The sequence below is a fragment of the Qipengyuania sp. Mu-71 genome, assembly GCF_036867055.1.
In the GTDB taxonomy this organism is placed as follows: Bacteria; Pseudomonadota; Alphaproteobacteria; order Sphingomonadales; family Sphingomonadaceae; genus Qipengyuania; species Qipengyuania profunda.
Map to the genome: position 1 here is coordinate 1,371,459 of NZ_JBAJHR010000001.1, position 12,271 is coordinate 1,383,729.

Here is a 12,271-nt window from a genome sequence, read left to right on the forward strand (position 1 = left end):
CCCTCCACCATATCGCACCTAAGCTGGGCGGAGCTTGAGGAGCCCCATCGGAAGATCGGGTTCGAGCGTGAAGACCTCGCCGCCCTCGGTCGTGAACTCCTGCTGCCCGTCGGGTCGCTGGTAGCCGACCAATTCCTGAACGATGCGGACCGCCAGACGCGTAGCGGCCAAGCGATCGCGGCATGCCGCAGGATCGATAGCAAGTTCGCAGCCGATGAAGAATCGCAGACCCTCGCTCCGCAGTCCACCCTGTTCGTCGAAGTCGAACCCGAGCATTCCGAGCGCGGGAAACGGCCCCCCGCCGAGCCAGGCATCTACCGTCCGGGCAAAGAACCGGGGGGCAATCGCGGTGCGCGCGACCGGCCAGCAAACCGTCTGCACGCCCTCGAGCGCGTCGGTCAGCGCTGCCCCAAGGCCCAGCAGCGTGCGGATGATCGGCAAGGCACGCGCGCCTTGCGCGATATGGGGGCCGGGAACGAGCGCAAGCGCCTCGCTATCGAGCAGGCAGTCGATATCGCAATTGTACCGGTGGGCGACCTCGGGCGCGGACAGGCCCGGACCGGGGGAGAGTCCCAACAGGTCGAATGTCAGCCCGTCGGCGAGAAGCTCGAGCCAGTCCTCCCCCGCCGCGGCCCGCTGCGGCGGATCGGCGACATGATGAGCAGGATCGGCCCGTCCGGGATCATGGCTGACCACGGCGCGCGGAATAGTCGCCAGCGCTGCGGCCACGGCCGCGCGGTCGGGTCGCCGACCACGGTCGAACATCAGCATCAGGCCGGGTCGGGTGCCCCCGTCCTGGTCGCCGCCTTGCGCATCCACTGTCACCGAAATCGCCGTCCTTCTGCCCGCGGGGTGGTCTTGGCGGCTATCGGATAATCCGTCGAGTCTTCGCAGCCCAACCGCTCGGATGTGGAGCGAGTTCTAGAAAATGCCCTGCGCGATGCCCTCTGCCAGCGCCGCGCCGAGTTCGGCCGCGCGCGCACGCTCGCTGTCGCTCACGGCTTTCGGAGCGAGGATCTCCTCGGGCTCTTGCGCGTCGGTTTTGACGATCCACGGATCGGTCACGCGCTTCAGCCGCCAGCCTGTCGCGATCCGGTCGAGCTGCCGCTGCGCGCCCTCGCCATCCGATCCCGCCGCAATCACCGTCGCGTAAGGCCGCCCTTCGATACGCCCGAGGACGGGATAATAGCAGCGGTCGAACATCTCTTTCATCTCGCCGCTCATGCTGGCCAGGTTTTCGGGGCAGCAGAACAGATAGCCGCCCGCCGCGAGCAGATCGTCCGGCGCGGTATCGCAGGCACGCAACAACCGCGCGCCCTCGCCCGCGCCCTCGCAGGCGGCTGCGGCCAGTTGCTCGCTGGTGCCGGTGCGGCTGTGCCAGATGATGAGGAGCCGGCCGGTGGACATGCCCGAAGCATCGCCCACGCCTGTCGATTGTCAATCACCGGAACTTCCGCTGCCCACAAGCAGGGGCTATTGCCCGGTTATGGCATCGCAGGCCCTTTCGCACGTATTCGGCGTATCCTCGTCCCTCACCGGCCGCGCATGGCGCTGGCGCGGCGGCAATATGGAACTGGGTGCAAAGCCGACGCTGGGCGACGATATCGTCCGCCAGCTGCTGCTGTCGCGGGGCGTCGAGGCCGCCGATATCGAACGGCATCGCCAACCGACCCTGCGCAATTTCCTGCCCGATCCGTCGCTGTTCCGCGATATGGACGTCGCCGCCGACCGGATTGCCCAAGCGGTCATCGCGGGCGAAACGATCACCATCTATGGCGATTACGACGTCGATGGGGCGACCAGTTCCGCGCTGCTGATCCGTCTCTTGCGCGAACTGGGCGTCGAGGCGGGCTATTACATCCCCGACCGCCTGCTCGAAGGCTATGGTCCTTCGGGCGAAGCGCTGGTCAAGCTGGGCCAGGCGGGCTCCAGCCTGATCGTCACGGTCGATTGCGGCGCCATGGCGCACGAGGCGCTGGGTATGGCGCATGCGGCGGGGATCGACGTGATCGTGGTCGACCACCACAAATGCAGCCCCGATCTTCCGCAGACGGTCGCGCTGGTCAATCCCAACCGGCTCGACGAGGAAGACGAGGCCGCCGCGCATGGGCATCTCGCCGCGGTCGGCGTTGCATTCCTGCTGGCGATCGCGCTGGTCCGCACGCTGCGCCAGCGCGGCTTCTTCGCGGAGCGCAAGGAACCCGACCTGCTTGCGCTGCTCGATGTCGTCGCGCTGGGGACCGTCGCCGATGTCGCCGCGCTGCACGGTCTCAACCGCGCGTTCGTCGCGCAAGGGCTCAAGGTCATGGCGCGGCGCGACAATATCGGCATGGCGGCGCTGATCGACGCGAGTCGGTTGAAACGCTCGCCCGCTTGTTCGGACTTGGGCTTCGCGCTGGGGCCGCGGATCAATGCGGGCGGACGGGTCGGCGAATCGACCCTAGGCGTCCGCCTGCTGACAACGCGCGACCCCGAAGAGGCGCGGACCATTGCCGCGCAATTATCCGCGCTCAATGAAGAACGTCGGCTGATCGAGGCCGAGGTTCAGGAAGCGGCCGAACAGCAGCTGGCCGCCCAGCACAATCGCGCGGTCCACCTGGTGGCGGGTGAAGGCTGGCATCCGGGTGTGATCGGGATCGTTGCCGGACGGATCAAGGAAAAGACCGGCAAGCCCGCGCTGGTCATCGCGCTCGATGGCGAAACAGGCAAGGGATCGGGTCGCTCGATTTCCGGCGTCGATCTCGGCGCGGCGATCATCCGCGCGCGTGACGAAGGCCTGCTGGTCGCCGGTGGTGGCCATGCGATGGCTGCCGGTCTGACGGTGAGCGCCGACAAGGTCGATGCGCTTGCCGAATGGCTCGATCGCACGCTGGAGGGCCAGGTTGCCCGCGCCTCTGCCAGTCGCGAGATGGCGCTCGACCTCGCGGTGTCGCCCGGCGGGCTGACCTCCGAACTGGTCAATTCGCTCGAGGAGGCCGGTCCCTATGGTGTCGGCTGGCCAGGACCGCGCGTAGCGGTGGGACCGGTGCGCCTCGTCAAATGCGATATCGTGGGCACCGATCACGTCCGCCTGATCGCCGCAGGTGACGACGGCAAGAGCTTCAAGGGCATCGCGTTTCGCGCGGCCGACAGCGATATGGGCCAGGCGCTGCTGCATGGCTCGCGCGGGCGCAGGCTATGGCTGGCAGGCCGGGTGAAGATCGACGACTGGGGCAGCCGCCCGCAGGCCGAACTGCACCTCGAGGACGCCGCCTGGGCCGATTGACCGAAATGCGTGCATTGGAGGGTTGACGACCCGCACCCCCACGCCTAATTGGCCCGCCACGCCACCGACCCGCCATGCGGGCGTGGCCCGTTCGTCTAGCGGTTAGGACGCGGCCCTTTCACGGCTGAAACACGGGTTCGATTCCCGTACGGGTCACCACGGTGGTGTGTTGCATCTGCAATTTCTTGCCAGCGCCACATTTGTGGCCCGTTCGTCTAGCGGTTAGGACGCGGCCCTTTCACGGCTGAAACACGGGTTCGATTCCCGTACGGGTCACCATCACACCACATCATCGGGAAAAGCAGGTGGCGCGGCGAACCGCGCCCCGCTAAGCCGCGCAGCAATGAGCGAGCGTAGTTTTCCCTGGTCCGGATTCGTGCTGGCGCTGCTCGCCTGCATCATTCTCGCGACGCTCGGTACCAGCCTCGTCTATGCCGCCCTGATCTTCATCGTATGGATCGGCTCGCTCTATCTCGTTGCCGCACGCCCGCCCGAGGTCAAGGAAGCCCCCGTCGGGCCATCCTTCACCCGCGACAACATGGCCGATTTGTTCGAACATTCGGAAACCCCGGTGGTCATCACCGAACGCGACCGGGTGATCATTGCCAATCTGTCGGCGCGCAAGCTGCTGGGCGGCCATATCGTCGGGCAGGATGTCCGCATGGCGCTGCGGCAGCCCGAGGCGATTCGGCTGCTGGCACGCAATGCCGAAGGCGGCGCGGTGGTGCGCGGCCTCAACCGGCGGACCGATATCTGGCGGATCAACCGCAAGACGCTGCCGGGCGAGCTCGCGGTGATCGAATTCGTCAACAAGACCGCCGAGGCCGACATCGCCCGCGCGCATACCGATTTCGTTGCCAATGCCAGCCATGAACTGCGCACGCCGCTGGCCGCGATCATCGGCTATGTCGAAACGCTGCGCGAGGATGTCGAGAACCTCGATCCGAAAATGGCCGACAAGTTTCTCGCGATCATCCAGCGCGAGGGGAAACGGCTGCAGGATCTCGTCAGCGATCTCATGTCGCTCTCGCGGATCGAGGCGGAAAAGCACGATCTGCCCGATCGCACGCTCGAATTCTCCAAGCTTGCCGAACGCGCCGCGCATGACGCGGCCAGCGGAGACCGCGGCGAATTGCTCGATTTCAAGTCGGCAGGCGAATTCGTCATCCGCGGCGACCGGCAGCAGCTCGAACAGCTGGTCCGCAATCTGGTCGACAATGCCTTCAAATACGGGAAGCCGGGCCAACCGGTTACCGTCCGGCTGCATCCCAAGGGCCAGAACCGGCTGCGGCTGACCGTGACCGATCGCGGCGACGGGATTGCTCCCGAACACATCCCGCATCTCACCCGGCGTTTTTATCGCACGGATCCCGGACGCAGCCGCGCTTCGGGCGGCACCGGACTGGGCCTGGCGATCGTCAAGCATATCGTCGAACGCCATCGCGGCCGGCTCGATATCGACAGCACGCTTGGCGAAGGCACCCGTGTGACGGTCATCCTGCCGCTGGAAAAAGACGACAAGGAAAGCTGAACCGGGGCCCTGGCGGCCTGCTCGGCAGCTGGACGGTGGATGGGCCGCGCACGTTCGATGTCATATATCTGCAACATCATGGTCATAGTGGCGTCGTCGATCCGTAACCCTCCTTACAAGAGAATCGATTGATGCGCACCCGCTCACGCCTTTGTCTGGTGACCCTTGCACTTGGCTGCGCCTTGCCAACCCCATTGCTTGCCCAGGACGCTGCCGAAGATCTGGCCGCGCTACGCTTGCAGCTTGCAGCGATGAACGCGCGCATCGACCAACTTGAATCCGAGCTGGAGGCGACGCGCGCTGCCCCCGCAGTCGCAGCGCCCGCGCAACCGGCAGCAGACACACCGGTGGCTGCGCTGGGCAAGTCAGACGGATGGAGCTTCAAGCCCCGCGGTCGGCTGATGTTCGATGCGGGCTTTACCTCGGCCCCTGCTTCGACCGGCGCTGCCGACGGCTTTGGCAACGAAGTGCGCCGCGCGCGGCTGGGCGCTTCGGGCGATATGCCAGGCGGTTTCGGGTACAAGTTCGAAGTCGATTTTGCAGGCAACGAAATTTCGGTGGCCGACGCCATTCTGTCCTACGAAGACGGCCCGCTCGAAGTGAGCATCGGCCAGCACAACACCTTCCAGTCGCTCGAGGAATTGACCAGCAGCCTCCACACGACCTTTATCGAGCGCGCTGCCTTTACCGATGCCTTCGGTTTCGAGCGCCGCCTCGGTGCCTCGATCACCTACGCCCGCGGCGATTTCCTCGCCCAGGCCGGCGTCTTTACCGACAATATCGAGGATACGGACAGCAAGAACCGCGGCGTCGATGCGCGGCTCGTCTACATGCCGAAAGCCGGTGATGCGCAGCTGCATTTCGCGGGCTCGGTCCATTACAACGACCTCGATAATGCCGCTACGCAGCTGCGGTACCGCCAGCGCCCGCTGGTGCACTTCACCTCGCAGCGCTTCATCGACACCGGCAGCATGGAGGCCACCAGCGAAACCGGTTTCGGGCTCGAGGCCGCCGCGATCGCCGGACGCTTCCACGTGGCAGCCGAAGGATACTGGCAGACCGTCGCCATGCCCGCGCTGGCGAGCGATCCGACCTTCTTTGGCGGCTATGCCGAAGCGGGCGTTTTCCTGACCGACGATTCGCGCGGGTACAAAGGTGGCAAGTTCGATCGCACCAAACCGCAGCGCCCGGTTGGCGAAGGCGGCTTCGGATCGCTCCAGTTCACGCTTCGCTACGACCATCTCGATCTTAACGACGCGGGAATCCTGGGCGGACGCCAGGCGGGCTATCTCGCCTCGCTGATCTGGAAACCGACCGACTATACCGCGCTATTGGTCAATTACGGCCGTCTGCAGTACGAAGATGCCATCCTGCCCGCCGCCAATGACGATACCTCCTATGGCGTCGATGCCTTCGGCGTCCGTGCGCAAATCGATTTCTGACAGGCCGGGAAACGCGTTTATTTCCGCTCTGCGGACCACTGGTCAAAATATTGTCGCAACCATGTAACATTGGGGCGCTTTTGCGCCGCTAGCTAGACTTACAAGGGGTTATCCATGAGCAAGACCAAATCTTTCATCTTCGCCGCGGCATCGGCTGTCGCCCTCACCGCCTGCGGCGCCAATGGCGGCGACGGCGGATCGCGCGATTCGATCCGCGCGGTCGGCTCCTCGACGGTATTCCCCTTCGCCAAGGCCGTATCCGAAGCCTTCGTGCGCGCGCAGCCCGACTACCGCTCGCCGATCATCGAATCGACCGGCACCGGCGGCGGGATGAAACTGTTCTGCGCCGGCCTCGGGGCGGACACCCCCGACATGACGCATGCCTCGCGCCGCATGAAGGCGAGCGAATTCGCCGACTGCCAGGCCAATGGCGTGACCGACGTCATCGAAATCCAGGTCGGGCTCGACGGGATTGCCTTCGCCTCGGCCAAGGGCGGGATCACCATGAGCCTGACCCCCAAGCAGGTTTACGAGGCGATTGCCGCTTCGCCCTATGGCGGCGAACAGACCAACCAGACCTGGTCGGATGTTGATCCCTCGCTCCCCGACCAGCCCATCCTCGTCTACGGTCCGCCCAGCACCTCGGGCACGCGCGACGCGCTCAAGGAACTGGTGCTCGAAGTCGGCTGTGACACCAATGCCGAAATGGAAGCGCTGAAGGACAGCGACAAGGATCGCCACGCGCAGCTGTGCACCGAAGTGCGCTCGGACGGCGCCTATGTCGACCAGGGCGAGCAGGACAATCTCATCGTCCAGAAGATCGAGGGCAATCCCAACGCCGTCGGCATCTTCGGCTACAGCTATCTCGAGGAAAATGCCGACAAGGTGCAGGGTCTCGACATGAACGGCGTCGCGCCGACTTACGAGAACATCGCCAATTTCGACTATCCCGGTGCGCGGCCGCTCTATGTCTACGCGAAGAAGGCGCATCTCGATGCGATCCCCGGCCTGCGCGAATACCTGCTCCAGTGGACCAAGATGTGGGCCAAGGACGGGGAACTGGCCAAGATCGGTCTTGTCGCATCGCCCGAGGACGTTATGGCGACCAACCTGAAGGCAGCCACCGAGTACACCACGCTCGACGGCGCGCAGCTCAAGTAAGGTCTGAAAGCAACCCATGTCGCCAGCTATCCTGCTTCTCCTGGCCCTGGGGCTCGGGCTCGCCGGATGGCTGGCGGCCCGTGCCCGGGCATGGGCATTCCGGCGCGACAGCGCCGATGGCCGCTTGCCCAGCCTGCCGGTCTACCACGCGTGGTATGTCGCGCTGTGGGTCATCCTGCCCATGGTCGCCTTCATCGCGCTGTGGAGCGCAATTGCCCCGGGTCTCGTGACGCAGCAGGTGCTCGCCAGCCCGGCGGCGGCCGAACTGCCCGCCTTCGGGTTCCAGCGCCAGACCATCCTCAACGAAGCGCGCGCGGTCGCGACCGGGGCCGCATCCGCAGTGTTCAATCCGCAGGCCTCGGGCCTTGTCGAACCCTATCGCGAGGCCTTGTTCTACTACAACACGATCGGCATCGTCGTGGCGCTGCTGATAGCTTTTCTTGCTGGTACGTACGCCTTCCTCAAGCTGCGGCCCGACTTCGCCGCGCGCAGCAAGGTGGAGCGAATCGTCATGGCGATCCTGCTCGGCGCCTCGCTGGTCGCGATCCTGACGACCATCGGCATCCTCGCCAGCCTGGTGTTCGAAACCGTGCGGTTCTTCGGCATGGTCTCGCCCATCGACTTCCTGTTCGGCACGCATTGGGGCCCCGACCCGATGGCCAATCCCGACAATCCGGACGGCAGCCGCTACGGCGCTGTCCCGCTGTTCTGGGGCACGCTGTTCATCGGGGCGATCATCGCCATGATCGTCGCCATTCCGCTCGGACTGATGAGCGCGATTTACCTCACGCAATATGCCGACCCGGCCCTGCGACGCTGGGTCAAGCCCGCGCTGGAGATCCTCGCAGGCGTGCCGACGGTGGTCTATGGCTATTTCGCCGCGCTGACGATCGCCCCGGCGATCCGCGACCTTGCGATGAGCCTCGGGGTCTCGAACCCGTCCAGCGAAAGCGCGCTGGCGGCAGGTCTCGTGATGGGCGTGATGATCATTCCCTTCGTGTCCTCGATGGCCGACGATTCGATTGCCGCAGTGCCCGGCGCGATGCGCGACGGCAGCCTGGCGATGGGCGCCACGCGCTCGGAAACGATCAAGCGCGTGATGATCCCCGCCGCGCTGCCCGGTATCGTTGCCGGGATCATGCTGGCGATCAGCCGCGCCATCGGCGAGACGATGATCGTGGTGATGGCGGCATCGACCGCCGCCAATCTCTCAGCCAATCCACTCGAATCGATGACCACGGTGACCGTGCAGATCGTCGCCATGCTGACCGGCGAAGGCAGTTTCGACCATCCCGCCACCCTCAGCGCCTTTGCCCTGGGATTCGTCCTGTTCATGGTGACGCTGGGTCTGAACTTCGTCGCCCTGCGCGTCGTCAAAAGGTATCGCGAAGCTTATGAGTGAGCGCATCGCCCCCACGCGCACGCCCGAATTCGAAGCGCGGCTGAAAAAACGCTACGCCTCCGAGAAGCGCTTCCGTGCGCTCGGTCTCGGCGCGATCGTGTTCTCGATTGCGGTGCTGGTCTTCCTGCTTGGAACGATGACTTTCAACGGCATCGGCGGCTTCCAGCGCGTCGAGATGAAAGTCCCGATCGACTTCACCCAGGCCGGCATCGCCGCCAGTCCCGATACGATGGCGCAGCCGGGGGCTCTGGCTTCGCTCGAGGCGCAGGGCCTGCGCGATGTCGTGCAATATTTCGCAGCGGAAGAACTGGGCGAGGATGCCGCAGACGAACTCGGCGCGCAGGCCTGGCGCGATGTCGCCGCTGCGGTCATTGCCGATCCCGCGCTGCTCCAGCGCAGCGAAAGCTTCTGGCTGCCCGCCTCGGCCGACCTCGCGTCGGGCTATGAAGGCGAAGGCTCTTCGGACATGCAGGCGCTCGCCATCGGCCTCTATGAGGACGGGCGACTGTCGAAGAACTTCGATCCGGGATTCCTTGGCCGCTCGGATGCCACCAATCCTCAGCAGGCGGGTATCTGGGGCGCGCTCAAGGGCTCGCTGCTGACGATGGTCGTCACCCTGCTGCTGGCCTTCCCGATCGGCGTCCTCGCGGCGCTGTATCTTGAGGAATACGCCCCCAAGAATCGCTGGACCGATCTGATCGAACTGTCGATCAACAATCTCGCGGCGGTCCCGTCGATCATTTTCGGCCTGCTGGGGCTCGCGGTGTTCCTGACGCTGTTCCCCAATCTGCGATCCGCGCCGCTGATCGGCGGTATGACGCTGGCGCTGATGACCATGCCCGTCATCGTCATCGCCGGGCGCAATGCGATCAAGGCGGTCCCGCCGAGCATTCGCGATGGCGCGCTGGCCATCGGCGCATCGCCCGTGCAGGTCGTGTTCCACCATGTCCTTCCGCTCGCGCTGCCCGGGATCCTGACCGGCACGATCATCGGCATGGCACGCGCGCTGGGCGAAACTGCCCCGCTGCTGATGATCGGCATGCGCGCCTTCGTCGCCACCCCGCCCGATGGCTTCACCTCGCCCGCGACCGTGCTGCCGATGCAGATTTTCCTGTGGTCGGACGAAATCGACCGCGGCTTCGTGGAACGCACCAGCGCGGCGATTATCGTGCTATTGCTGTTCCTGCTCGTGATGAACGGGCTCGCCATTTACCTGCGTAACAAATTCGAGAAAACCTGGTGACCGTAGTCCACGACAACCTCGAGAAGACCGAAGCCAAGATGAGCGCCAATGCCGTCTCCGTGTTCTACGGCGACAAGAAGGCGATCGACGAGGTTTCGATCGACATCCCGACCGAATATGTGACCGCCTTCATCGGTCCCTCGGGCTGCGGCAAGTCGACTTTCCTGCGCACGCTCAACCGCATGAACGACACCATTCCTTCGGCGCGCGTCGAAGGGTGCATCGAACTCGACGGGGAAGACATCTATTCCTCGGGCATGGATGTCGTCCAGTTGCGCGCCCGCGTCGGGATGGTGTTCCAGAAGCCCAACCCCTTCCCCAAGTCGATCTACGACAACATCGCCTATGGCCCCAAGATCCACGGTCTTGCCGAGGGCAAGGACGAGCTCGACGCGATCGTCGAGAAGTCGCTCAAGCGCGCGGGGCTATGGGAAGAGGTGAAGGACCGGCTGCTGGACAGCGGCACGGCGCTTTCGGGCGGCCAGCAGCAACGCCTGTGCATTGCCCGCGCCATCGCGGTCGATCCAGAGGTTATCCTGATGGACGAGCCCTGCTCAGCCCTCGATCCGATCGCCACTGCGAAGATCGAGGAACTGATTGCCGAACTCAATGGTCGTTACGCCATCGTGATCGTTACCCATTCCATGCAGCAGGCTGCCCGCGTCAGCCAACGTACCGCCTTTTTCCATCTCGGGAAAATGGTAGAGTATGGCCGCACCTCAGACATTTTCACCAACCCGCACGAGCAGCGGACCCAGGATTACATCACGGGGCGTTACGGATAAGGCCATGAATCCGATGCAAGAACATACCGTTAAGGCCTTCGATGAGGACATCACCCGTCTGCGCGGGCTGATCGCCGAGATGGGCGGGCTGGCGGAAGCCGCCATCGCCCAGTCGCTCGAGGCGCTCGTCAAAGGCGACGACGAACTGGCCGACAAGGTCGTCAAGGGCGACAAGAAAATCGACGCGCTCGAAAGCGAGATCGACAAGCTCTCCGTGCGCATCATCGCACTGCGCGCCCCGATGGCCGACGACCTGCGCGAAGTGATCGCCGCGCTCAAGATCGCCGGCGTGGTCGAGCGGATCGGCGACTATTCGAAGAACATCGCCAAGGCGAGCAAGGAAATCGGCGGCAATCGCAAGCAGTTCGAACCGCTGACCCTGCTGCCCGCCATGGCCGAAGTCGCCGCGGAAATGGTCCATGACGTGCTGACCGCCTATGCCGCGCGTGACGCCGAACTGGCGCGCGAAGTGATCGCCGCCGACGAAAAGGTCGATGCCTTCTACAATTCGATCTTCCGCAACCTCGTCAGCCACATGGTCGAAAACCCCTCGACCATCTCGAGCGCGGCACAAATGCTATTCGTGGCGCGCAATCTCGAACGCATCGGCGACCATGCCACCAATGTGGCCGAAATGGTGCACTTTGCGGCTACCGGAAACTATCCTCTCGACGAGGACGGTTGACACAAAACCGTAGTGCGAAGGTCATAAAGCGGTGTCGACCGAGACTGAGTTTTCCCGGAAAGGCAAGAATTTGCACGCCGCCAAATTGCTCTTGGTAGAGGACGATCCCGCCCTCTCCGAACTGCTCGAGTACCGCTTTACCAATGAAGGCTATCAGGTCCGCACGACCTCCGATGGCGATGAAGCGCTGCTGCTTGCCACCGAAGATGTGCCCGATCTCGTCATTCTCGACTGGATGATCGAGGGGACCAGCGGGATCGAGGTCTGTCGCCGCCTGCGCCGCGACAAGGAAACCGCGCACGTCCCGATCATCATGCTGACCGCGCGCGAGGCTGAGGATGACCGCGTGCGCGGGCTCGATACGGGAGCCGACGATTACCTCACCAAGCCGTTTTCCCCGCGCGAATTGCTCGCCCGCGTGGCAGCGGTCATGCGCCGTATTCGCCCCGCGCTGGCCGGCGAAAGCATCGAGGTCGGCGATATCACGCTCGACCCGGTGGCGCACAAGGTCACCCGCCGCGGCCGCACCTTGCAACTCGGGCCGACCGAATACCGCCTGCTCAAATTCTTCATGGAAAGCCCGGGCCGCGTGTTCAGCCGCGGGCAGCTGCTCGACGGTGTCTGGGGCACCGAAAGCGAGATCGAGCTGCGCACGGTCGATGTCCATATCCGGCGCCTGCGCAAGGCGATCGAGATCGAAGGCGCAAAGGATCCGGTGCGCACGGTGCGCAGCGCGGGCTATTCGCTCGAGGCCTGA

Annotated in this window: 11 protein-coding genes and 2 tRNA genes; 11 read left to right on the forward strand and 2 right to left on the reverse strand. The window is 64.6% G+C overall.

The genetic code is table 11. The features are described 5' to 3' along the window. Positions 1-18 precede the first annotated feature (18 nt). Both V6B15_RS06825 and V6B15_RS06830 read right to left on the reverse strand, forming a co-directional pair. Positions 19-825, reverse strand: coding sequence for a hypothetical protein (locus tag V6B15_RS06825; protein ID WP_334200547.1), 807 nt, complete (start codon positions 823-825; stop codon positions 19-21). Between the two features lie 96 nt (positions 826-921). Further along, on the reverse strand, positions 922-1,407 hold the full coding sequence (locus V6B15_RS06830) for a flavodoxin family protein (protein WP_334200548.1): 486 nt from the start codon (positions 1,405-1,407) through the stop codon (positions 922-924). A 79-nt stretch (positions 1,408-1,486) separates the two neighbouring features. Between V6B15_RS06830 and recJ the strand changes: the two genes are divergently transcribed. The 11 genes from recJ (at position 1,487) to phoB (ending at position 12,271) form a co-directional block, all read left to right on the forward strand. Then, positions 1,487-3,265, forward strand: a complete 1,779-nt coding sequence (recJ, locus tag V6B15_RS06835; RefSeq protein ID WP_330768328.1) for a single-stranded-DNA-specific exonuclease RecJ — start codon at positions 1,487-1,489, stop codon at positions 3,263-3,265. Positions 3,266-3,349: 84 nt separating this feature from the next. Then, positions 3,350-3,424, forward strand: a tRNA-Glu gene (locus V6B15_RS06840). 45 nt (positions 3,425-3,469) lie between these two features. Next, positions 3,470-3,544: transfer RNA gene (locus V6B15_RS06845), tRNA-Glu, on the forward strand. Between the two features lie 64 nt (positions 3,545-3,608). Next, entirely contained in the window at positions 3,609-4,796 is a 1,188-nt protein-coding gene (locus tag V6B15_RS06850; protein ID WP_253516107.1) for a sensor histidine kinase, read from the forward strand. A 194-nt stretch (positions 4,797-4,990) separates the two neighbouring features. Next, on the forward strand, positions 4,991-6,238 hold the full coding sequence (locus V6B15_RS06855) for an OprO/OprP family phosphate-selective porin (RefSeq protein WP_334200549.1): 1,248 nt from the start codon (positions 4,991-4,993) through the stop codon (positions 6,236-6,238). Between the two features lie 114 nt (positions 6,239-6,352). After that, on the forward strand, positions 6,353-7,399 hold the full coding sequence (locus V6B15_RS06860; protein ID WP_253516113.1) for a substrate-binding domain-containing protein: 1,047 nt from the start codon (positions 6,353-6,355) through the stop codon (positions 7,397-7,399). 16 nt (positions 7,400-7,415) lie between these two features. Next, positions 7,416-8,801, forward strand: a complete 1,386-nt coding sequence (pstC, locus tag V6B15_RS06865) for a phosphate ABC transporter permease subunit PstC (RefSeq protein WP_334200550.1) — start codon at positions 7,416-7,418, stop codon at positions 8,799-8,801. Further along, on the forward strand, positions 8,794-10,044 hold the full coding sequence (pstA, locus tag V6B15_RS06870) for a phosphate ABC transporter permease PstA (RefSeq protein ID WP_334200551.1): 1,251 nt from the start codon (positions 8,794-8,796) through the stop codon (positions 10,042-10,044). The genes pstC and pstA overlap by 8 nt, the downstream gene beginning before the upstream one ends. 38 nt (positions 10,045-10,082) lie before the next feature. Beyond that, positions 10,083-10,829, forward strand: coding sequence for a phosphate ABC transporter ATP-binding protein PstB (gene pstB, locus V6B15_RS06875; protein ID WP_253522903.1), 747 nt, complete (start codon positions 10,083-10,085; stop codon positions 10,827-10,829). A 13-nt stretch (positions 10,830-10,842) separates the two neighbouring features. Then, entirely contained in the window at positions 10,843-11,514 is a 672-nt protein-coding gene (gene phoU / locus V6B15_RS06880; protein WP_253516140.1) for a phosphate signaling complex protein PhoU, read from the forward strand. A gap of 70 nt (positions 11,515-11,584) precedes the next feature. Further along, the gene (phoB, locus tag V6B15_RS06885; RefSeq protein ID WP_253522905.1) at positions 11,585-12,271 is read left to right on the forward strand and encodes a phosphate regulon transcriptional regulator PhoB; all 687 of its coding nucleotides are present in this window, start codon (positions 11,585-11,587) and stop codon (positions 12,269-12,271) included.

What these genes read in the sequence shown, in the direction of transcription:
- V6B15_RS06830 (WP_334200548.1), bottom strand. Translation starts at nt 1,407, where the DNA reads ATGTCCACCGGCCGGCTCCTCATCATCTGGCACAGCCGCACCGGCACC.
- recJ (WP_330768328.1), top strand. Translation starts at nt 1,487, where the DNA reads ATGGCATCGCAGGCCCTTTCGCACGTATTCGGCGTATCCTCGTCCCTC.
- V6B15_RS06850 (WP_253516107.1), top strand. Translation starts at nt 3,609, where the DNA reads ATGAGCGAGCGTAGTTTTCCCTGGTCCGGATTCGTGCTGGCGCTGCTC.
- V6B15_RS06860 (WP_253516113.1), top strand. Translation starts at nt 6,353, where the DNA reads ATGAGCAAGACCAAATCTTTCATCTTCGCCGCGGCATCGGCTGTCGCC.
- pstC (WP_334200550.1), top strand. Translation starts at nt 7,416, where the DNA reads ATGTCGCCAGCTATCCTGCTTCTCCTGGCCCTGGGGCTCGGGCTCGCC.
- pstA (WP_334200551.1), top strand. Translation starts at nt 8,794, where the DNA reads ATGAGTGAGCGCATCGCCCCCACGCGCACGCCCGAATTCGAAGCGCGG.
- pstB (WP_253522903.1), top strand. Translation starts at nt 10,083, where the DNA reads ATGAGCGCCAATGCCGTCTCCGTGTTCTACGGCGACAAGAAGGCGATC.
- phoU (WP_253516140.1), top strand. Translation starts at nt 10,843, where the DNA reads ATGCAAGAACATACCGTTAAGGCCTTCGATGAGGACATCACCCGTCTG.